This window comes from Pseudoalteromonas sp. SG44-17 (assembly GCF_014164235.1).
In the GTDB taxonomy this organism is placed as follows: Bacteria; Pseudomonadota; Gammaproteobacteria; order Enterobacterales; family Alteromonadaceae; genus Pseudoalteromonas; species Pseudoalteromonas rhizosphaerae.
Window position 1 is genome coordinate 266,466 of the sequence record NZ_JACJEV010000004.1, and the last position, 20,521, is coordinate 286,986.

Sequence of the window (20,521 nt, forward strand, 5' to 3'; positions counted from 1 at the left end):
CCAACTCTCTAACTCGCTAACTAGTTTTTAAACCGCTTTATGATAAATCTCTGAGCCGCTTTGTTTAAATTCGGCTGATTTAGCTTGCATCTCGGCTTCAACATCGACCATTTTGATCTCAATAGCATCACCTACGTTGTTAGGATCTATGCCTCTGGCTTCTAGATCTTTAGCGTATTCTCGTACTTCTTGGGTGATTTTCATTGAGCAGAATTTTGGCCCACACATAGAGCAAAAATGCGCTACTTTGCCAGATTCTTGTGGCAGTGTTTCGTCATGGTATTCACGAGCACGAACAGGGTCTAAACCAATATTAAATTGGTCATGCCAGCGGAACTCAAAACGCGCTTTTGATAACGCATTATCACGCTCTTGCGCTCCGGGATGACCTTTGGCTAAATCGGCGGCATGAGCGGCAATTTTATAGGTGATCAGCCCTTCTTTAACGTCTTCTTTATTTGGTAAACCTAAATGCTCTTTTGGTGTGACATAACACAGCATTGCACAGCCATACCATGCAATTTGCGCAGCCCCAATACCAGAGGTGATATGGTCATAGCCTGGGGCGATGTCAGTTGTCAGCGGGCCAAGGGTGTAAAAAGGTGCTTCGTCGCAATGCTTAAGCTGCTCTTCCATATTGGCTTTGATCATATGCATTGGCACATGCCCTGGACCTTCAATAAACACTTGTACATCGTGTTTCCACGCGATTTTGGTCAGCTCACCTAACGTACGCAGTTCACTAAATTGCGCGTCATCGTTGGCATCTGCAATTGAACCAGGACGCAGGCCATCTCCTAATGAGAAACATACATCGTACTGTTTCAAAATCTCACAAATATCTTCAAAATGAGTATAAAGGAAGTTTTCTTTATGATGCGCTAAACACCATTTCGCCATAATTGAACCGCCGCGCGACACAATCCCAGTGACACGTTTTGCCGTCATTGGAACGTAGCGTAATAACACCCCAGCGTGAATAGTAAAGTAATCCACCCCCTGCTCGGCTTGTTCAATTAGAGTATCGCGGAAAATTTCCCACGTTAGATCTTCGGCAACCCCATTTACTTTTTCAAGCGCTTGATAAATAGGCACTGTACCAATTGGCACTGGTGAGTTACGTACTACCCATTCACGAGTTTCATGAATATAACGACCCGTTGATAAATCCATAACTGTGTCAGCGCCCCAGCGGGTTGACCAGACCATTTTTTCAACTTCTTCTTCAATAGATGAGCTAACTGATGAGTTGCCAATATTAGCGTTCACTTTCACTAAAAAATTGCGCCCTACAATCATCGGCTCGGTTTCTGGGTGATTAATGTTGTTAGGTAAAATCGCACGACCACGGGCAATTTCATCACGCACAAATTCAGGAGTAATAAACTCAGGGATACTCGCACCAAACGACTCGCCTTGGTGCTGCTGTGCTAATAACTCTTTTTGAAGTTGCGCACGGCCCATGTTTTCACGAATTGCGACATATTCCATTTCCGGTGTGATAATACCTTGGCGAGCATAATGCATTTGCGTGACATTTTTACCGGCTTTAGCGCGGCGAATTTTTGGGAGATGCTCAAAACGAATATGATCAAGGCCTTCATCGGCCATGCGTTGCTGAGAAAACTGCGAGCTGACTGAGCCTAAAATTTCAGTATCTCCACGGCTTTCAATCCACTGTTCGCGGTACTTATCCAGCCCTTTACGAACATCTAGAGTAAAATCAGGATCTGTGTATGGGCCTGACGTATCATAAACACGCAGTGGTGCATTTGATTCGTACACTGGGTTTTCATCGGTGCCACCGATAAAGGTATCACTCAAAGTAATTTCACGCATACCAACACGCACATTATCTTGCGTACCTTGTACATAAACTTTGTGTGAGCTTGGAAATGGTTGCCCTGTAAGGTTATAAATATAATCTGATGCAGCCGCACGAGTTTCGCGGCGAGACGGTTTATTTGATGTGTTTGACATGACTTACCTCATTGCTAAAAGGGTTGTCTTGTCAGATACTGCTGTGCGATAAAAAGCAACGCAATAGAGAGTAGCAAATGCTACATGGATCGTAGATTGGTGTTACAAAAAAGCACTACCAACCTTGGCAGCCACAGTGCTTATGCCCAAAACTGGCGCACAAGCACCCGTTTTAGGCAGCTTGTTCCCTACGCAGGTGTTAGCCTGATCAGGTTCACGGATCCCGCTTTCGCGATCTCAGCCTTTAAGTTAAAAACTCAAGGCACTCCGACAAGTAAAATTCTATATATTGTTCGCTAACGAGTGTACGTTAGATATTGCGAGCCTGCAAGAGATCAACTTGCAGGAATAAACGCAAATGTTTGCTCGCCATTTAAAACCAATTGCTGATCTTGAATTTGCAGTGGCACACCTTGCTTTAACGCATTTAAAAACTGCAGTTCAAACTCGTCCAACTCATCTCCGCATGATTTACGGGTCATGCCTAATTTATTCACAGTTAAATGGTTATCATTAAGCTGACCCTCACCAAAAAATTTATTACAACCGGCAAAACCATTGACTTGCAGGGCTTCAATAAAACTTAATGATGCTGAATATGATGCAGGGATCGCTAAACCATCAACCCGTGATAGTTGCCACTTAGTGTATTTTAATTGCTCACTGGTGACTGTCCCTGTCGATGAGCAGCCAATACATAAACCGATTATAAGCATCGGGATTGCTGCTAATTTCATGTAATTACTAACCTAAAACTCAATTGCAACATGATAACAATAAATAACAGTTTATACCGTTAATAATGCATGTTTTTAATGTAAAAAAATGTTCTAAGATAGTAAAAAAGGTGGCACCGGAAAATTACTCAGGCTTAAATAGTAGATCAACTTGCTTGGGCAAAAATGGCCGACCTAGCTCATTCACCGCGGTGCCAATCACCAGTGCCTTTAACATCACTTTTTCATCATGCTTTCTTACCACTGTTTGTCGAAAGCCAAACTTTAAGCGACTAATACGCTCAGGCTCTACAGCGACATAAAACTCATCTCCGGGCATTAGTGATTGCTTATAATCCATCTCGCTACGCATTACGACTAAATTAATTTTATCGCGAGTAAGCTGAGCAAAATCAACCCCATTCGCATGCAAAAACTCATGGCGCGCATGCTCTAGGTAATTAAAATACACACTATTATTTACAATGCCTTGTAAATCGCATTCGTAGTCGCGTACTTTAAAGTCAACTTTAAAGGTCATATTTGTATTCCTTATTATGTATACTGTGCGCGTTTATAGCACATAAATATAACTGGTATCACGACTTTAATGAGAATAGTTGCTATCATGCAAGTCCTTAAAATGGAGTTAAGTAATAGAATGAAATTACGCCTGTCTTTAATTACTGCCGCGCTTTTACCTTTGATAAGCGCCCCAGCTTTTGCTGAAGATACTGAACTTGAAAAAATACTCGTCACCGTAGACTTTCAAAAAGAAAGCATTCAAACCCTTAGTGCCAGTGCCAGTTTATTTAGCGAACGCGAAATTAATGACCGAGGTGCTAGTTTTCTAGACGAAATGCTTGCCAGTGCTGCCAACGTAAATTTTACCGCTGGTGCTTCTCGTGGCCGTTACATCCAAATTCGAGGGGTTGGTTTACGCTCACAATTTGTTGACCCTATTAACCCTTCTGTTGGCTTAGTGATTGATGGCATTAATTATTCCGGCTTAGGTGGTAGTTCATTACTGTTTGATGTAAACCAAGTTGAGATTTATCGCGGTCCGCAAGGTACTCGCTTTGGTGCTGATGGTATGGCTGGTATGATCCAAATGGAATCAGCCGATCCAACTTTTGATCCAAGCGTCAAAGTGCAGCTAGGCGCAGGTAACTACAACAGTTATGAAGCGGGTGTTGCCGCAGGTATTGGTATTACAGACAGCACCGCAGTGCGCGCTAGTATTTATCAACGTGAGTCTGATGGTTATGTTGATAACCTATATTTAAACGAGTCAACACAACAGCAAGATGAACTGGTTAGTCGTTTTAAACTACACAGCCAACTTACAGATCATCTTCGCACTGAATTAAGCGTTCATTATATTGATATCAATAACGGCTATGATGCATTTACGCTTGATAATAGCCGTAATAGTGTAGCCGATCACCCAGGCCAAGATAACCAAGAAAGTATCGCGGTAGGTCTTGCCAACATCTACACTGGCTTTGATTGGTTTGATGTCAGTTTAAACTTATCAGGTATTGATAGTGATTTAGTTTATAGCTTTGATGAAGACTGGGTATGTAACGATATTAATAAGCCGCAGTTATGCGGTGCAGGACTACACCCCGATGGTTATAGCTCAACCGATAGCTACTTTCGAGATCGTCAAGACCAGGCTGCTGAACTGCAATTTAATGGCAAAGGTGGTAACTGGGTTACGGGACTTTATTATCAAGCCCGTAATGTTGATTTAGAACGCCAATACACTTGGCTTGCAGCTCCATTCGCTTCAACTTATGAAACTAGTAATACCGCAATTTACGGCCAACTAGCAACGCCGATTGGTAATAAAACCACCTTAATAACAGGCTTACGCGTTGAGCAATACCAAGGTGATTACACCGATAATAATGGTTTTATTGAAAGTACTGATGATGTGATGGTCGGTGGTAAACTTGCCCTTGAGTATCAAGTCATTGACCGTACCATGATTTATACCAGCCTAACTCGTGGTTATAAAGCAGGAGGGATTAACTCTGAAGCACTCGCCAAAGCGAAAGATGACGGTTTAAACCTTGATGCTGATTTCTTTAAAAACCACACTAGTTTCGCACCAGAGTACCTATGGAGTGGTGAATTTGGCGTTAAAGGTAGCTCTTTAGATGAAAAATTTATTCTGCGCTTAGCGGCCTTTTATATGTATCGCGAAGATATGCAGTTAAAAGCCTGGAAAGTGGAAGACCAAAAGTTTACTGGTTATATTGATAACGCCAGCTCTGGAGAGAATTACGGCCTTGAAATTGAAGGCAGTTACCAATTAACTGATGACTTATTTTTCACCGGTAGCGCTGGTTATTTACATACTAAAATCAATGACTTTGTCGCTCAATCTGGTCTAGATCAAGATGGTCGCGAGCAATCACAAGCGCCTAAATACCAGTATGCATTCACGGCTCGCTATAACTTTACTGATGAGTTATTTGCTACAATCGGCATTGAAGGTAAAGATAATTATTACTTCTCAGATAGCCACAACTCGCAGGCACCGAACATTAATTTAGTTAATTTAACTACTGGTTACGAGGCTGAGCAATGGTCAATTCGCGCTTGGGCACGTAACGTATTTGATGAAGAAGTACCTACACGTGGTTTTGAATTTGGTAACGATCCACGCGAAGGGTATGCAACTCACACATACACTCAGCTTGGCGAACCAATGGTTGCCGGCGTCACATTTATCTACGAGTTATAAAAACGAGTTTCAAGGGATAAGTTAAAAGGTAAAAGCTAGATTACTTTTACCTTTTCTTAACCTTGAATCTTGAGCCTTTTAAGCCCTACCTACATCAAACGCGATGACTTCTTTTATGGTGTTTTTTTGCGTTGCTAACATCACTAACCTATCAACCCCTAATGCTACTCCTGCGCATTGTGGTAAACCATGCTCAAGAGCGGCGATTAAACGGGTGTCCATAGGCACTTGTGTTAAGTTATTCGCTTTGCGGTATGCATTATCTTCAGTAAAACGTTTAGCTTGCTCCTGTGCATTGGTGAGCTCATTAAAACCATTCGCCAGCTCCATGTTCTGATAATAAAGCTCAAACCGCCCAGCGACTCTAATATCATGCTCACAAATACTCGCCAGTGCGGCTTGCGATGCAGGAAAATGATAAATAAAACAAGGTTTTTGTTGGCCAATTGTTGGCTCAACTTTCATACAAAATAATAATTGTAGTAACGTATCACGGTGGGTTTCATGCTTAGCGATATCAGCAAACCCCTGTTCACAGGCAAGTGTTTGTAACTGTTCAATAGTGGCACTGAGCGGATCAAGTCCTAATGCTTGGGTAAAAGCATCTTGATAGGTTAAACGCTCTGCAGGTGGAACATTTAAGATAAGCTGCATTAATTCATCAATTTCATCCATCAGCGCAAACTCATCAAACCCAGGGCGATACCATTCCAACATAGTAAACTCAGGATTATGATGGCTGCCCGCCTCTTCGTTACGAAATGCCTTACAAATTTGGTAAATAGCACCACTGCCGGCTGCCAATAATCGCTTCATGGCAAATTCTGGTGATGTTTGTAAGTAAAGCGGTAAGCCTTTAGCGAAACCGGGGCCAATAAACTGCGTTTTAAAACTCGCTAAATGAACATCAGTAACACTCGCTGCACTTAAACTAGGCGTATCAACTTCCATAACGTGGCGTTGGTAAAAGAATTCCCGAATAGTGCGTAAAATTGCGGCTCGTTGTGCCAAAGTATTTACTTGTGCGCTTGGTTGCCAAAGATCTGCTGACATATTTTCTCCAAAAAAAATCCCAGCTTAAGCTGGGATTTATTAAGCTATATTAAAGTTACTTAACACGGCTTACATATTCGCCGTTACGGGTGTCGACTTTAATTACTTCACCGATTTGTACGAATAATGGTACACGCACAACAGCACCAGTACTTAGCGTTGCTGGCTTACCACCAGTACCTGCTGTGTCGCCTTTAAGACCAGGATCTGTTTCAGTGATCTCAAGCTCTACAAAGTTAGGTGGTGCAACAGCTATTGGATTGCCGTTCCACAAAGTAATAGTACATACATCATTTTCAACTAACCATTTACCAGCATCGCCAAGCGCTTTTTCATCAGCTGCGATTTGTTCAAATGTTTCGTTATTCATGAAATGCCAAAACTCACCATCAGTGTAAAGATACGCAAGATCGGTATCCATTACATCAGCACCCTCTACTGACTCACCTGATTTAAAAGTTTTTTCAAGTACTTTGCCAGAGATAAGTTTACGAATACGAACACGGTTAAACGCTTGGCCTTTACCAGGTTTTACCATTTCATTTTCTAAAATACTGCAAGGCTCGCCGTCCATCATAATTTTTAGGCCGCCCTTGAACTCGTTGGTGCTATAATTCGCCATCGTTTCCTCTATCTAATAATTTCGAGTAATCTACCTACCAATGATACAAAGAAATGAAGCAAATTTGCATATAAACTGGCAAAAAGAATTAGCTAATGTTGTTACTTGCCCACGCACCTTGCTAGAAATGCTAGGTTTATCAAGCATGGCCGACGAAAAAGACCTCAAAGCACGAGCTCTTTTCCCGGTACGTGTGCCTGTGCCTTTTATCAAAAAAATGCGTTATGGCGATATTAATGACCCATTACTGCTGCAAGTCATGCCGCGCCACCAAGAGTTTATCGCTAAAACAGGTTTTGATAAAGATCCATTAAAAGAGCAAAACAACGCTCAACCAGGATTATTACACAAATATAAATCCCGAGTTTTAGTGATGTTTAAAACTGGTTGCGCCGTTAATTGCCGTTATTGCTTTCGTCGCCATTTTCCATACCAAGAAAATCAGCTAAATAAACGCAGCTTAATTGCAGCGCTCGATTACATAAAATCGGATGCTAATATTAACGAGGTGATTTTAAGTGGTGGTGATCCGTTAATGGCCAAAGACGACGCAATTAGTTGGTTTATGGATGAGCTTGAACAATTACCACAAATTAAACGAATGCGAATTCATAGCCGCCTACCGGTGGTGATCCCATCTCGCATTACTGACCAATTGTGCGAACGTTTTGCAAAGTCTCCACTTAAAATTGTGTTTATTAATCACATTAACCATGGCAACGAGATTGATGATGATTTTAAAGTGGCAATGCAAAAACTCAAAAAGGTAGGTGTCACATTGCTCAATCAAGCGGTGCTATTAAAAGATGTAAATGATACCAGCGAAGCGCAAGTCGCATTAAGCGAAGCGTTATTTGATGCCGACGTACTTCCTTATTATTTATATTTACTTGATAAAGTTGAAGGAGCGAGTCATTTTGATATCGACGAATCACAGGCACGCAAAATCATGGCCGAAATGCTTATCGCATTGCCAGGATTTTTAGTACCAAAGCTGATGCGCGAAATCGGCGGTCAAAAAAGTAAAACGCCGATTGACCTCAAGCTTTTATAAACACAAGACTTAAACGTATACGTTAACGTTATTGCCAAGCGAAGCTGTAACTGATTTTGCTGGCGTTTGTGCAGCGCTCGAACTAGCGGCACCTTCAATAAGTGCCAGTGCTGCTGCACCATCCGCTTTTTGCTGTTTTTTTGCCAATGCTGCGCTGTATACTTCGCCACTTTGACCCGCGCCACTCATGGCCGGTAGATTTCCACCTGATATATTCATAGCTCATACCTGACTTTTTAGCTTATTACCCGTATTATATCGGCATTGCGGTCTAAAGCTTTAGGAAAAAAATGGATTCAATTATTGAACAACTCAATGCCAACTTAAAAATTGTTTATCGCCAGTCTCTTGACGCAGATAAAAAATTAGATGAGTTGCAACAACAAGGCTTAGGTAAATTTACAGCGTTATTTCCTGCCGATGCTGGTTTTACCTTTGAAGCAAAACGCTTCAAACCTTATGTATTAGATGTAGCTGCAGATGTAGAAAGCTTAAGTTCAGAAGGTTTTAGTGAAGAAAAGCTAAAAACCACTGTTATTAAATTACAACAGTTACTGCAATTACTCGCAACGTTCAAGTAACTATAAAAGCGCTATCATTAAACTGTAGCGCTTTTTACTCTTAATTTAGCTTGGGGTAACAACTGGCAGTAATTCTTTATCAAACCAATCAGTGATCAAACGTTTATCATAGTAAAACTGTTCATCACGGCCCATTTTAATTTTATCCATAAAGCCCATATCTTTTAATTCGACTTTATCGCTTTGACTAATCACGTTACCGTCTTTATCAGTAACCGAATATTGAAACTCAATGCGTGGAAAATAAATTGGTTTTACAATACGTAAATCATTCATACCGCCAAAGCGTACATCACCGGCTAAATCCAGCTCAGTCACTTCAACATTAAACTTATACCCTTCAGGCAACTTTTCTGCCAGTTTATTAAAGTGCTTTTCAAAACTGCTCGCTACATGTTTATGGTATGAGCCTTTAGGTTCATTTGAAGGACGTACATCACGGTAGTCATTGAAGTCTTGCCATTTTACGACAGCTTCTCCTGCTTGAGCAAATACAGGCAGTACAACTAACATAGCCATCGCTACTTTTTTAAATGTATTCATTGTCTATCTCCAAAATGCCCTTGGGCTAATATAGTTGAAATAATAGCACTAACAACTTAACTATAGCTTAATACTATTTAGTCTCATTGTTATCATTTATGTAAAATATGTAACCAGACACCAGTTAACTATGATTAATTGATACCGTAACATCATGGAACAACAAAAAGATCAGATAAAGCATGTATTGAAGTGCTATTTATGATGAAATTACAACTATACACCTTCACCTTATATATGGAGATTTCATGACAATTTTAGTAACAGGTGGCGCGGGATACATAGGCTCACACACTGTTGTTGAATTATTACAACAAGATAATGATGTTGTTATCATTGATAATTTAAGCAACTCGAGTGTGGAATCACTTGAGCGTGTAAAAAAAATCACTGGTAAAACTGTAAACTTTTATCAAGGTGACATCCTTGATAAAACATTTTTGGCCAGCGTTTTTGCAAAACATAAGATTGAGAGTGTTATTCATTTTGCCGGTTTAAAGGCTGTAGGTGAATCAATGGTGAAACCCATTGAGTATTACCAAAATAACGTGCAAGGTACGCTGACTCTCGTTGATGCTATGCGCGATGCAGGTGTGTTTAAACTCGTATTTAGCTCATCGGCAACAGTATATGGTGATCCAGCAAGCCTACCAATTCAAGAAGATTTCCCGGTAGGTGGCACTACTAATCCATACGGCACATCAAAACTGATGGTTGAAATGATGTTACAAGACATCGCTAAATCAGATGAGCGCTTTGCATTTGCAATTTTGCGTTACTTTAATCCCGTAGGTGCGCACGAGTCAGGCCTAATTGGTGAAGATCCCAATGGTATTCCAAACAACTTATTACCTTACATAGCGCAAGTGGCAGTGGGTAAATTAAAGCAGCTGGGTATCTTCGGCGATGACTATGATACGGTTGATGGTACTGGTGTGCGTGATTACATCCATGTTGTTGACTTAGCGCTTGGTCATTTAAAGGCACTTAATAAAATAAACCAAGATACCGGTGCCCATGTTTACAATCTTGGCACCGGTAATGGTTATTCGGTGCTACAAATGCTCAACGCATTTAGCAAAGCCTGTGGTAAAGATATTCCGTATCAGGTATCACCTCGTCGCCCAGGTGATATTGCAGCTTGTTATGCAGCGCCTGAAAAAGCTCTTAGTGAACTTGATTGGCAAGCAGAGCGTGGTATCGATGTGATGATGAAAGATACGTGGCGTTGGCAAAGTAACAACCCAAATGGGTATAAATAGCAAAACTTAAACCAGCTTCAATAAGCTGGTTTTTTTATATTTTTTGAAATAAAAAGTCTCGTTTACCACTCTTTTACAGTATCTATATTTAATCACCTATCAAAAATGCAACCAACCTATACTCGTTACAGTATTCATTCACTGCTAATTATTAGCTTATCGCTATTGGGTCTTAGCCTCTTATTAGGAGCAGGGGTAAATAATGTGCATGCTATTTTCAATTTTTATCAATTAGCCAATGTAATCCCTGAAACTGGGCAATCAATACTCGCTGGAGTGGCTTTTTTAGTAACCGCTTTATTTATTATTTTAAGTTTAAAACAATCAAGTTTTCAGACCCCTGCTTTTGTTAGCCTGATCACTCTTGCCGTTATACCGCTTGTTACCTTATTAAGTGAAAGCCGCTGGATGACTGACTTAGGTGGCTTCCCAATTATAGGCTCTGGGCAAGGTATAATTAAGTACACCGCACTTGTTTCTCTCGCTATTTACCTTTATAAACCGCAGCGCTTGTCAGCTCAAGGCATGGTAATTTTGAACTTCTTTCCTGTTGCATTAGTGCTTATTTGGATTGGTGGTATGAAATTTTACGAGTTTGAAGCAAATGGAATTATATCACTGGTATCAACCTCTATTTTTATGTCTTGGTTATATACCTTATTTTCAGTGCAAACAGCGTCTAATCTAATTGGTGCGTACGACATCTTTTTTGCTTTAGCACTCGCTTTGGCTATCATTAAAAAGCATCCATTAGCCATTTATGTTGCGGCTCTTGGCTGCAGTGCCGTATTTTTAATGACGCAGACATTTTTATTCTCAGCTGAAGGAGCTTTTGACAGCTCAACACTACTTGCAAGATTAGGCCTTTTTGTTATTAAAGACTTATGGTTTATCGCAAATTTACTGGTAATTGTTAGCTTTGCAAAAAAAAGTCTTAATTAACTACTATTTCAATAACATATTTAATAATGTGCATTGTAAGATCTAAAAAGCGCTATCACTTAACCAATCGTGGTAGCGCCTTATAAATATATACTTTTATATTTTGAGTTTAAATACACATCACTACAACCTGTTTACGTCTGTGCCCATTGCCTTAATAAATTATGATACACACCAGTTAACCTAACAATCTCAGGGCTATCGCTGACTTTTTCGCGCAAGCTTTGAATCGACATATCCAACTCAAATAGCAAACCACGCTTTTCATCGCTATTAACCATGCTCTGCAACCAAAAAAATGAAGCTAAACGTCGCCCCCGAGTTACGGGAGTGACTTTATGTAAACTGGTTGATGGATACAACACCATACTACCTGCAGGGAGTTTTACTATGTGAGAGCCATAAGTATCTTCAATAACGAGTTCGCCACCATCATAGTCTTCTGGTTCGCTCAAAAATAACGTCATTGATAAATCCGTACGAATTTTCACTGGTGTGCCAGGTACTTGTCGAATCGCATTATCAACATGAATACCAAACGATTGGCCACCTTGGTAACAGTTAAATAAAGGTGGAAAAATTTTTGCAGGCAACGCCCCTGACATAAATAGATCACTGCGAGCCAGAGCGCCCATAACTATATCACCGAGCTCTTTGGCTGCAGCGCTTTGCTCAGGTAATTGTAAGTTATTTTTGGTCTTAGTTGATTGATAACCTGCGGTAACACTGCCATCAGTCCATTGCGCGGCCAATAAAACATTACGGCAATAAGCGACTTCATCAGCACTGAGCAAGTCTGGTATTTTTAATAGCATGGAAGTTCCCAAATCTTAAAAAAACAGGCTAATAAGCATTAACCTGTTTAATAAGCTTTAACCTATTCAACAAACATTAGTTTGTAATTAGAAAGAATAACTAGCCGTTAGTGTAAAATAACGACCTTGACCAGGAATAAAGTGTCCGCCACCTAGTTTATCTTCATAATCTTCATCCGTTAAATTCTCACCATTAAACTGAATGCTTAACTGCTCAGTTGCTTGATAAGAAAGCATCATATCGAACAAAACATAACTATCGGCTTTACGACTGGTCGCTGAATTACCATTATAACGCTCACCAATATATTGTGCGCCAAAACCTGCAGCTATCGCGTCGCTAAAGTCATATCGAGCCCAAACACTGTAGCTATTTTTAGGTGCTCGAGCCAAGTTATGCCCAACATCACCATCAACCGTAGATTCAGTAACTTCGCTATCTTGATAGGTATAAGAACCGATAATACTTAATTCGTCAGTGATAATACCTGTTGCAGACAACTCTAAACCTTGCACTCGTTGCTCACCATCAAGCACTTCAACACCACGCTGATCACTATTAGGATCATCCACGCGCGCATTAGTTTTAACCGTTCTAAAAATAGCGGCACTGGTCATCAACTTATCATCAAGTAAATTCCATTTAGTGCCTAACTCATAGCTTTGGCTCTTCTCCGGATCTAACTCACTTGAATTACCACGAGTAGATACTGCAATGCCTTCAGCCGATGGGTTATACGAGTTACCTGCACCAAAGTAAATGCTGCTATTTTGACTTGGCTTATATACGGCAGATGCGTTCCAACTAGTCATGGTATCGCTAGTTGAGATCATTAATGCTGGATCCTTGTAATCATACTGATAATCGCTATCGTACTGCTCTGAACGTAAACCCGCAGTTAATTGCCAATATTCATTAAATATAATTGTATCGAATGCATAAATTGCACGGGTTTTAGCAACCGCTTCAGTACTAGTGCCATCACGACCATACTCACCAGTGTAAGGTAAATAAGCATCTGGGTTGTATAAATCATTCAGCGCTGGTTCGTTCTTTAAATTATCAGCTACCAATGCAGTTACATTCCAACGGCTAAATGTCTCGTTAGTTAATTCAACACCAGTAACCACATTATGTTTTACACCAGCAAAATAGTACTCACCAACTAAATCAAGTTGCAGTGTTGCCAATTCATTGCGCGTATCACGATTTTTAACGTCGCTCATTCTGATATCAGTTGTTGTTTTTACATCAATAAAACGCGGCGCTGTTACTGTATCTTTTCGCTCTACACGGCCAATGCGACCTTGGGCACGTAGCATGGTTGTTTGCGACAAGTCATACTCGTACTTTGCAGTTGTTGAATACGCTTCGATATCTTCAAAATCACGATATACGTTACCGTAAAAATTAGTGAAATTCACCGGTGGCGCTGCATTTTCGCTACCAGCAAGTTCAGCAACAGGGCTAGAACCAACCCACGGAATACCGTAATCAGACATATTATCTTGATTCTGATAATCAGCATTAAGATTAAAACGGCTATTGGTTCCTAAACCAGTCGCAAACGAAACCGCGACTGCTTGTTTTTCTTTTTCAACATGATCACGCCCAGCAACATCCCCTTTATCAACCAGTAAATTGACACGTAGCGCTGATGTTTCAGCCACTTTAAAGTTACTATCTATTTGCGCGCGGTAATCACTCTCTGTGCCTAACCGCAGCGAAGCATCATTAAATTCATCCAACGTCGCCGTTTTTGTAGTTAAGTTAATACTACCGCCCGTTGAACCTCGGCCTGTTGTTGCTGAGCTTGGGCCTTTTGCAACTTCGATTTGCTCAACGTTATAAGTATCACGGTCGTACCCGGCAATATCACGAATACCATCGATAAAAATATCATTGGCAGCACTAAAACCACGAATAGATAAACTGTCACCAGCTGGCGCACCGCCTTCACCCGCCGCCAATGAAATACCCGAAACATTACGTAACGCATCTTGCAAACTATCTACATTTCTATCTTTCATCACAGCTTTGTTAATAACCGTTATTGATTTTGCAGTATCAACCAACGGCTGGGTGTTCTTTATTGATGATGATTTTTCAACTTTATAGCTTTGTTCCGATTGCGTTTTTGCTTTGGTTACTGATAGCTCTTGTATATTTTCAGCTCCTTGAGCAGACGCCCAAGTTGATAAAGTTGCGGTAACAAAAGCAGCCAGCGGTTTTATATAAGTTCGGCGTTTATTAGTCATTTTACCCATTTCAGCTCCATTAGCAGGGAACTTGCTAACACGTTGTTTTTGTAGCAAGTCATTTAAGCACGTTGATTTAAGTTCGGCGGAATCCTAGCATCGAGTAATATTAATGTAAATGCGAAATGTTATCACTTGTATTATTTTGTCAATCATTGTACTATTTTTCACACTTTTAAACTTACGTAACGCGACTGTAAATGCACAGTAAACTTGGATGCATGAGTGGCGTAAAAAATTAAGTTTAAGCGCTTAAAAATCAAGGTTTTTTAATTTTATAAAGTTAAAGCCAGAGCTTGGCTTTGTACTGTAAATGGTTATTACTTTTAGGGCATTACTTAGCATATGCAACGTTTTATAAAATCTGTTGGGGCAGTTATTTTACTAAGCTCATTCTCAAGCTTAGCTGATCCGGTTAGCGAACTTGAAAACCTCGTTAATCAGTGGTTACAAATAGAACAACAAACTAGTGAGTTAGAAACACATTGGCTAGAAAAAAAAACCTCGATGCAACAAACATTACTCTTACTCGATGCAGAGCAAACACAACTCAAACAGCTAAACCAGAATCGTCAAAAGAACACCTCTGAGCTGGCAGAAAAGCGCACTGCGCTAATTCAAAAACAAAGCCAGCTTGAGACCGATGAAAACGCGCTCAATAGTCAATTAATCCAGCTCAGCCAGCAATTGCGCTCACTGCAAGTACAATTACCTCCCCCATTACTGGCGAGCTGGCAAAGTATTGGCGATCTAGATAACGAAAGCCTAGATGCGAATGAAAAGCTACAAATTGCTTTAAAAATGCTTGGCCAATTGGCTGATTTTCAAAACCGAATTTCAATTCATGAAATGGCAATCAGTAATAGTGAAGGCAAAGAAATATGGGTAAAACAGCTTTATTTGGGTGCCGCACAAGCATGGTTTGTTAGTAATGATTTAAGTTATGCGGGCATTGGCTTCCCTTCTGAGTTAGGTTGGCAATGGCAATTTGATACTGAAATTGATGGCGAGCAAATTGCCCACGGTATCGCTGTACAAGAAAAAAAACAAGCAGCTCACTGGCTTACCTTGCCTGTATTTAGCTATGCAGCTAAGGAGCTGACGCCATGAAACGATTCTGTACTTTTTTGTTTGTTACACTACTGAGTTTTAGCCAAGTAGTAACAGCCGCGACTGCGGATGCTGCCAAACAACAATTACTAACGGATATTAAAACGGCGCAGAGCGTTTTAAATAAAGCACAACAGCGGATTGCCAAACAGCAAACAACTATGGCACAACAGATATTTGAAAAACAGCAAGCACTTAAAAAAGAGCGTGAGCAAGCGACACTCAATCGCCGTTTAGCTGATGAAGACACATTGAGTTTAACCCAGCTACAAACACGCTTAGATAGCTGGCAACAACAACAGCAATATCGGCTAAATTTACTCAACCGATTTACTCGTCAATACGCTCAGCAAGCGCAAAGTAAAAACGATCAACAAGCACTTTTGAATGATGTAGTCGCGGTGATAGAGCAGCAAACCGCGGCATTATATCCAGAGTTTAAAAAACAAAATATAGTATTGAAAAATGGCGAGCTCACCGCAGCTACAACATTACAAGTAGGTCCCGTGACTTGGTTTAGTGTTGCACAGCCAAAACTAACCGGCCTGCTTTCATCAGCAGCTAACGCTGCAGTACCAAAAGTAGCTATAGTTCAATCACGTGATGAGAATAACCCATTTGATATCGCTTACTCACAAGTAAATACAAACTCAGCTAAGATCGCAGCTTCTTTAACATTTGATCCAAGTTTAACCCGCTTAGTTGCCAGTCAAGCGCAACAAGAAGGTGCAGTTGAACATCTTGAAAAAGGTGGCTTATGGGCAATCCCTATCATTTTATTTGCATGTTTTGCATTATTAATTGCGCTATTCAAGGCATATCAATTATTTAGCCTTAGTAAGATCAAAGCGGTCTCGACGCTGACTTTACAAACTGCGTTTAATCAACCTGAGCAACACAGCTTCAGCGGAATGCAAGCAACACTGTTTCAACTCTCTGTTGATAGCAACATAGGACAAATAAGAGATGACCAGTTATTTAATCAGCTGATGCATAATAAACACAAGCTTGATAACTACATTGGCGCAATCGCGATCACTGCATCGGTAGCACCGCTACTGGGCTTATTGGGCACAGTCAGTGGCATGATTGAAACATTCAAAATGATGACGTTATTTGGCTCTGGCGATCCAGAAGTAGTATCTGGTGGTATTGCCCAAGCTTTGATCACTACCGAGCTTGGCCTCGTTGTTGCCATACCAGCATTAGTACTCAATGCGCTACTATCGCGTAAAGCTAAAGCCTATTACACCCAACTTGAAGCGTTCGCACTGCAACTTAGTCAACTTGAGGTGAAAAATGTTTGAGCAACTGTTCGATAATTTTATCTGCTGGCTTATCATCCTATTAGCGCTATTTGTTTATCAGCTCATTTGGCACGATATCCTGCATTTAAAACAATATAAACTGCAACGCCAAGGTTACTGGCACGACGTCAGCTCTATTTTGACCGCTGCGCTGCCATTACTTGGTTTATTAGGCACCATTATTGGTTTACTCGATACATTTAAAGTGATGTCGCAAGGCGAAAACGAATTAATGAGCGAAGCGATAAGTAATGCTCTACTCACTACACAACTGGGGTTAGTCTGCGCAATTCCTGCATGGCTGATGCAAGCTTACTTGCTGTACGTAACACGTAACAGTGCTATCCAACAGCAAGCGAGCTAAGCCAATGCAAGCACGTTTAAAACAACGCCTAGAACAACAATCTGCGCATCATATTGATATGTCACCACTATTAGATGTGGTATTTATACTATTGATTTTCTTTATTGTAACCACCGTTTTCGTTCGCGAAAGTGGGGTCGAGGTTGATAAACCGCAAGCCGTCTCAGCAAGCAAATTAAAGCAACAAGTTATTTTTCTTGCCATAACTGATAGTCAGCAGGTTTACTTTGACGGTAGCCAAATTGGCGTGGCCGGTGTGCGCAGCAGCGTAGAGCAAATGCTAAAACAACAGCAAAGACCGGTAGTGATCCAAGCTGATAAAACCGTACCAACTGAGCTATTAGTAAAAGTAATAGACGAAGCAAAACTTGCTGGTGCAGCAACCGTTAACTTAGCGACCCAGCAATAATATGCAAAATAATATACTCGCATCACAACCTGCAATAGCTAATAAACGTCATCCGTTTTTTGCTTTTATGTTGAGCCTAACGGTACTTGCATGCGCATTAGTTTTACTTTGGCTTGGCCAAATTGCTGAGCACGTTATCAACGACAAAGTTATCGTTCGCGAAGTTGCTTTAGTGCCTCAGCCTCCACCTCCGCCACCAACCGTGACGCAATCAGCTGTGACAGAGCCGATGCAAAGCCTCGTTGTCGAAGGTGCGGGTGCAACTATTCAAGCCATTAATATAAAAATTGAAAGTAAAATTTCGCTTAGTAAACCAACCCTTGCAAATATGCCAATTGCGACTCCTGAATTTCAATCTATCGAAGTTAATTGGGATGCCTTTAGCTTAAATCAACTAGATGGTTTACCCACGCTACTCACTCCCGTAAAAGCAGTATTACCTAAAAAGTTAACTCGCCAAGGTGTGAGTACCTTCATCGTGAAGCTCGATGTTTTTATCGATGAAAATGGCCGATTAAGCTTAATTGATGTTATACAAAACCCGTACCCTGAGCTAAAGCCTGAAATAGATAAGATCATTAAGCAAAGTCGGTTTAGTTCACCAAAAAAAGACGGTGAAATAGTGAGAGCCAGATTTATTTGGCCCATTGAATTTAAACCTTAGTAAAGCCAGTATTTAAGTGAAAATACAATGAAAAGATTAACAACAAAAAAATGGTTAACGTGTTTAGCTATCGTGCCATTAACCTTTTATATGACTGCCAGCCAAGCAACCTCATTGCAGGTAAAACTACAGCCAAGCGATCCACACTGGCAGTTGCTGATCAATAATAATTTACTGAGCCCAACAGATATAAAAATCGAAGCTAATGAACGCAGCTTCGCCCAGCAACTAAAACCACTATTACAACAAGGTAACTACCAAGCTGTAGCTGATCTATTTACACAACGTGAATTAGGTAACGATAGCCCTGCGTTACAACTTTTACGTGGCCAAGTTTTGTTAACCTTAAAACAGTTTGCAGGAGCTGAGCAGGCGTTAAAGGCTAGTTTATCAAGCATGCCAGATTTAGTTAAAGCTCATCAAGGTTTAAGTCTGCTCTATATGCAGCAAGGTAATTATCAACAAGCACAGCCACATCTAACCCGCTGTATTGAACTTGGCCAAGCTGATGCGCAAGTCTATGCGCAACTTGCCTATATTCATGTACAAGCTGAGCAACCTTGGAGCGCAATTGCAGCTTATCGTCAGGCATTAATGCTTGAGCCACAGCAAGCAGAATATCAACAAGGGTTACTATTTTCACTAATTGCTGCAGGCGATCTAGGTCAAGCCCAAGCTCTGCTAAAAGAGCTATTAAATGCATCCCCTAACAATCCAGAGCTTTGGCTACAACGTGCACAAATTGCCTTACAACAAGACAACAATAAACAAGCTTTGGCAAGTATTGAAGTAGCTTTAAAGCTGGCACCTAGCAATGCAAGTAATCAATTACTTGCAGCACAACTTCACCTTACACAAGGTAGCTACTCACGCTCTGTTGAATTGTTAAGTAATGCATTAGCAAGCACTCAGCCAGCTCAAATAGCAGAAGCTAGCGAGATTAGTATGCAAACCCTAAATTGGCTTATCGCACAAAAAAAATGGCAGCTAGCCAAGCAGCTCGTTTCGCAACTAAACCCTTTCATAAATAAGTTATCAAAACAATCCCGCGCAGAGTTTTCAGTTTATACCGCTCAGCTAGCAATTGAGCAAGGTAACTTTAAACAAGCTCAAAAGAGTTTACATAAAGCATTAACAATCGACCCAAATCTTGGCGATGCACTGTTAAGCCTGGCAAATATCTATCAGCAACAAAACCAACTGACACAAGCAAGGTTAATGTATGTACGAGCACAAGCTTTACCTGAGTACCAACTCTCTGCATGGTTAGGCCTCGCGCAAATTGAAATTGAAAATAAAAACTACAAAGAAGCATTAAGCCAGCTTAAAAAAGCACTTAACGCCAATCCACAAAGGCAAGACTTACTCACCAACATTCGCGCTCTTGAAGGACTGATCCAACGAGAAGGTTAATAGTTAACAGATTTATACCAATCGTGTTAGGTTACTGACCATTTATAGCGACAGATAAATACAGTGATAACAAGGCGTAATTTTCGACATGTAGTTGTTTTACTTGAATAAATTATAACGCAGTTAGCACTTTATTTAGCTCGCTAGAATGGTTAAATATTTAAGTCGATTGGCATAAACTACCCATCAACGATCACACCGTATGACGTCCCGCCTGCGTCGCTTTTGATATTAATTCCCATGTGTTGCGTCATGAAATCTTTATTGACGATAGGGCACTCAGCGCTTCTGTTTTACTATTACTTAGGCACACTACACCAAATAAGTATCCATACTCAAATTGCTTTAAAGGTAGATGCTCTGGGATGTGAAGGAGCGTTTGTTTGATGAATAGGAATACACATGCCGTGGAGCATAGGATTGCAAGAGCGGTCACTACTGAGTTCGGCATGGGGTCTTGGCTTGGTGTTTTAACTTTGTTCCAGACGTAAAAAAGCCCGACTATTGCTAGTCGGGCTTTCTCAATTTGGAGCTTGGTGATGTCATAGTGCCCACAGCGGTAGAGAGCCACATAGCAAATGTATAGAGTCGGCATTAGGCGCTTATTCTTTTCCTTTTACCTGATGCCTTTTACCTTTCACCTGCATTTTCACTTTCCTGCAGACAACAAAA

20 protein-coding genes and 1 riboswitch are annotated in these 20,521 nt (G+C 40.7%); of the genes, 11 read left to right on the plus strand and 9 right to left on the minus strand.

What is annotated here, in order from left to right; all coding sequences use genetic code 11:
- Positions 1–27 precede the first annotated feature (27 nt).
- From thiC to H5182_RS05350, 3 genes are all read right to left on the minus strand, one after another.
- A complete protein-coding gene (gene thiC, locus H5182_RS05340) occupies positions 28–1,980 on the minus strand; it encodes a phosphomethylpyrimidine synthase ThiC (RefSeq protein ID WP_220493106.1) in 1,953 nt (650 codons plus the stop codon).
- Between the two features lie 168 nt (positions 1,981–2,148).
- Positions 2,149–2,260, minus strand: a riboswitch (TPP riboswitch).
- A gap of 55 nt (positions 2,261–2,315) precedes the next feature.
- On the minus strand, positions 2,316–2,717 hold the full coding sequence (locus H5182_RS05345; RefSeq protein WP_310736655.1) for an META domain-containing protein: 402 nt from the start codon (positions 2,715–2,717) through the stop codon (positions 2,316–2,318).
- Positions 2,718–2,841: 124 nt separating this feature from the next.
- Positions 2,842–3,237, minus strand: coding sequence for a thioesterase family protein (locus H5182_RS05350; RefSeq protein ID WP_182759645.1), 396 nt, complete (start codon positions 3,235–3,237; stop codon positions 2,842–2,844).
- A gap of 120 nt (positions 3,238–3,357) precedes the next feature.
- Here H5182_RS05350 and H5182_RS05355 point away from each other — a divergent pair, with 120 nt between their 5' ends.
- Entirely contained in the window at positions 3,358–5,451 is a 2,094-nt protein-coding gene (locus H5182_RS05355; protein ID WP_182759646.1) for a TonB-dependent receptor, read from the plus strand.
- 78 nt (positions 5,452–5,529) lie between these two features.
- Here the strand turns inward: H5182_RS05355 and epmA are convergent, their stop codons facing one another.
- Both epmA and efp read right to left on the minus strand, forming a co-directional pair.
- Positions 5,530–6,504: an elongation factor P--(R)-beta-lysine ligase gene (gene epmA / locus H5182_RS05360; protein WP_182759647.1), complete on the minus strand. Its 975-nt coding sequence runs from the start codon at positions 6,502–6,504 to the stop codon at positions 5,530–5,532.
- 55 nt (positions 6,505–6,559) lie between these two features.
- Positions 6,560–7,126: an elongation factor P gene (gene efp / locus H5182_RS05365; RefSeq protein ID WP_145234620.1), complete on the minus strand. Its 567-nt coding sequence runs from the start codon at positions 7,124–7,126 to the stop codon at positions 6,560–6,562.
- Positions 7,127–7,166: 40 nt separating this feature from the next.
- Here efp and epmB point away from each other — a divergent pair, with 40 nt between their 5' ends.
- The gene (epmB, locus tag H5182_RS05370; protein WP_182735674.1) at positions 7,167–8,180 is read left to right on the plus strand and encodes an EF-P beta-lysylation protein EpmB; all 1,014 of its coding nucleotides are present in this window, start codon (positions 7,167–7,169) and stop codon (positions 8,178–8,180) included.
- 9 nt (positions 8,181–8,189) lie between these two features.
- On the opposite strand, the gene H5182_RS05375 is transcribed toward epmB, so the two are convergent.
- On the minus strand, positions 8,190–8,399 hold the full coding sequence (locus H5182_RS05375) for a hypothetical protein (protein ID WP_145234615.1): 210 nt from the start codon (positions 8,397–8,399) through the stop codon (positions 8,190–8,192).
- A gap of 71 nt (positions 8,400–8,470) precedes the next feature.
- Between H5182_RS05375 and H5182_RS05380 the strand changes: the two genes are divergently transcribed.
- Entirely contained in the window at positions 8,471–8,761 is a 291-nt protein-coding gene (locus H5182_RS05380; RefSeq protein WP_145234613.1) for a prephenate dehydrogenase, read from the plus strand.
- A 45-nt stretch (positions 8,762–8,806) separates the two neighbouring features.
- Here the strand turns inward: H5182_RS05380 and H5182_RS05385 are convergent, their stop codons facing one another.
- Positions 8,807–9,304 carry a DUF3016 domain-containing protein gene (locus H5182_RS05385; RefSeq protein ID WP_145234611.1) on the minus strand — a complete coding sequence of 166 codons (498 nt, stop codon included), beginning with the start codon at positions 9,302–9,304 and terminating at the stop codon, positions 8,807–8,809.
- Between the two features lie 248 nt (positions 9,305–9,552).
- On the opposite strand from H5182_RS05385, the gene galE reads away from it, so the two are divergent.
- Together galE and H5182_RS05395 are read left to right on the plus strand one after the other, a co-directional pair.
- Positions 9,553–10,566, plus strand: coding sequence for a UDP-glucose 4-epimerase GalE (galE, locus tag H5182_RS05390; RefSeq protein WP_145234609.1), 1,014 nt, complete (start codon positions 9,553–9,555; stop codon positions 10,564–10,566).
- 105 nt (positions 10,567–10,671) lie between these two features.
- Complete coding sequence (locus H5182_RS05395) at positions 10,672–11,508, plus strand: DUF417 family protein (RefSeq protein WP_182759648.1); 837 nt, start codon at positions 10,672–10,674, stop codon at positions 11,506–11,508.
- A 134-nt stretch (positions 11,509–11,642) separates the two neighbouring features.
- Here H5182_RS05395 and H5182_RS05400 read toward each other — a convergent pair whose 3' ends face one another.
- Both H5182_RS05400 and H5182_RS05405 read right to left on the minus strand, forming a co-directional pair.
- Positions 11,643–12,323 (minus strand): Fe2+-dependent dioxygenase, encoded by a 681-nt coding sequence (locus H5182_RS05400; RefSeq protein WP_145234605.1) that lies wholly within the window; start codon positions 12,321–12,323, stop codon positions 11,643–11,645.
- Between the two features lie 87 nt (positions 12,324–12,410).
- Positions 12,411–14,591, minus strand: coding sequence for a TonB-dependent siderophore receptor (locus tag H5182_RS05405; RefSeq protein WP_182759650.1), 2,181 nt, complete (start codon positions 14,589–14,591; stop codon positions 12,411–12,413).
- Between the two features lie 336 nt (positions 14,592–14,927).
- Between H5182_RS05405 and H5182_RS05410 the strand changes: the two genes are divergently transcribed.
- Genes H5182_RS05410 through H5182_RS05435 form a run of 6 tightly spaced genes read left to right on the plus strand, consistent with a single transcriptional unit; the run spans position 14,928 to position 19,849 of the window.
- Positions 14,928–15,692 (plus strand): DUF3450 family protein, encoded by a 765-nt coding sequence (locus H5182_RS05410; protein WP_182759651.1) that lies wholly within the window; start codon positions 14,928–14,930, stop codon positions 15,690–15,692.
- Positions 15,689–16,999, plus strand: coding sequence for a MotA/TolQ/ExbB proton channel family protein (locus H5182_RS05415; RefSeq protein WP_145234599.1), 1,311 nt, complete (start codon positions 15,689–15,691; stop codon positions 16,997–16,999). The genes H5182_RS05410 and H5182_RS05415 overlap by 4 nt, the downstream gene beginning before the upstream one ends.
- A complete protein-coding gene (locus tag H5182_RS05420) occupies positions 16,992–17,363 on the plus strand; it encodes a MotA/TolQ/ExbB proton channel family protein (protein ID WP_145234597.1) in 372 nt (123 codons plus the stop codon). Before H5182_RS05415 ends, H5182_RS05420 begins: the two co-directional genes overlap by 8 nt.
- Positions 17,364–17,367: 4 nt before the next feature.
- Positions 17,368–17,772: a biopolymer transporter ExbD gene (locus H5182_RS05425; protein WP_145234595.1), complete on the plus strand. Its 405-nt coding sequence runs from the start codon at positions 17,368–17,370 to the stop codon at positions 17,770–17,772.
- 1 nt (position 17,773) lies between these two features.
- The gene (locus H5182_RS05430) at positions 17,774–18,436 is read left to right on the plus strand and encodes a hypothetical protein (RefSeq protein WP_145234593.1); all 663 of its coding nucleotides are present in this window, start codon (positions 17,774–17,776) and stop codon (positions 18,434–18,436) included.
- Between the two features lie 27 nt (positions 18,437–18,463).
- Positions 18,464–19,849: a lipopolysaccharide assembly protein LapB gene (locus H5182_RS05435; RefSeq protein ID WP_182759652.1), complete on the plus strand. Its 1,386-nt coding sequence runs from the start codon at positions 18,464–18,466 to the stop codon at positions 19,847–19,849.
- The last annotated feature ends 672 nt before the right edge of the window (positions 19,850–20,521 follow it).

Excerpts from the sequence above, each read along its gene's own strand:
- thiC (WP_220493106.1), bottom strand. The coding sequence starts at position 1,980 with ATGTCAAACACATCAAATAAACCGTCTCGCCGCGAAACTCGTGCGGCT.
- H5182_RS05345 (WP_310736655.1), bottom strand. The coding sequence starts at position 2,717 with ATGAAATTAGCAGCAATCCCGATGCTTATAATCGGTTTATGTATTGGC.
- H5182_RS05350 (WP_182759645.1), bottom strand. The coding sequence starts at position 3,237 with ATGACCTTTAAAGTTGACTTTAAAGTACGCGACTACGAATGCGATTTA.
- H5182_RS05355 (WP_182759646.1), top strand. The coding sequence starts at position 3,358 with ATGAAATTACGCCTGTCTTTAATTACTGCCGCGCTTTTACCTTTGATA.
- epmA (WP_182759647.1), bottom strand. The coding sequence starts at position 6,504 with ATGTCAGCAGATCTTTGGCAACCAAGCGCACAAGTAAATACTTTGGCA.
- efp (WP_145234620.1), bottom strand. The coding sequence starts at position 7,126 with ATGGCGAATTATAGCACCAACGAGTTCAAGGGCGGCCTAAAAATTATG.
- epmB (WP_182735674.1), top strand. The coding sequence starts at position 7,167 with ATGATACAAAGAAATGAAGCAAATTTGCATATAAACTGGCAAAAAGAA.
- H5182_RS05375 (WP_145234615.1), bottom strand. The coding sequence starts at position 8,399 with ATGAATATATCAGGTGGAAATCTACCGGCCATGAGTGGCGCGGGTCAA.
- H5182_RS05380 (WP_145234613.1), top strand. The coding sequence starts at position 8,471 with ATGGATTCAATTATTGAACAACTCAATGCCAACTTAAAAATTGTTTAT.
- H5182_RS05385 (WP_145234611.1), bottom strand. The coding sequence starts at position 9,304 with ATGAATACATTTAAAAAAGTAGCGATGGCTATGTTAGTTGTACTGCCT.
- galE (WP_145234609.1), top strand. The coding sequence starts at position 9,553 with ATGACAATTTTAGTAACAGGTGGCGCGGGATACATAGGCTCACACACT.
- H5182_RS05395 (WP_182759648.1), top strand. The coding sequence starts at position 10,672 with ATGCAACCAACCTATACTCGTTACAGTATTCATTCACTGCTAATTATT.
- H5182_RS05400 (WP_145234605.1), bottom strand. The coding sequence starts at position 12,323 with ATGCTATTAAAAATACCAGACTTGCTCAGTGCTGATGAAGTCGCTTAT.
- H5182_RS05405 (WP_182759650.1), bottom strand. The coding sequence starts at position 14,591 with ATGGGTAAAATGACTAATAAACGCCGAACTTATATAAAACCGCTGGCT.
- H5182_RS05410 (WP_182759651.1), top strand. The coding sequence starts at position 14,928 with ATGCAACGTTTTATAAAATCTGTTGGGGCAGTTATTTTACTAAGCTCA.
- H5182_RS05415 (WP_145234599.1), top strand. The coding sequence starts at position 15,689 with ATGAAACGATTCTGTACTTTTTTGTTTGTTACACTACTGAGTTTTAGC.
- H5182_RS05420 (WP_145234597.1), top strand. The coding sequence starts at position 16,992 with ATGTTTGAGCAACTGTTCGATAATTTTATCTGCTGGCTTATCATCCTA.
- H5182_RS05425 (WP_145234595.1), top strand. The coding sequence starts at position 17,368 with ATGCAAGCACGTTTAAAACAACGCCTAGAACAACAATCTGCGCATCAT.
- H5182_RS05430 (WP_145234593.1), top strand. The coding sequence starts at position 17,774 with ATGCAAAATAATATACTCGCATCACAACCTGCAATAGCTAATAAACGT.
- H5182_RS05435 (WP_182759652.1), top strand. The coding sequence starts at position 18,464 with ATGAAAAGATTAACAACAAAAAAATGGTTAACGTGTTTAGCTATCGTG.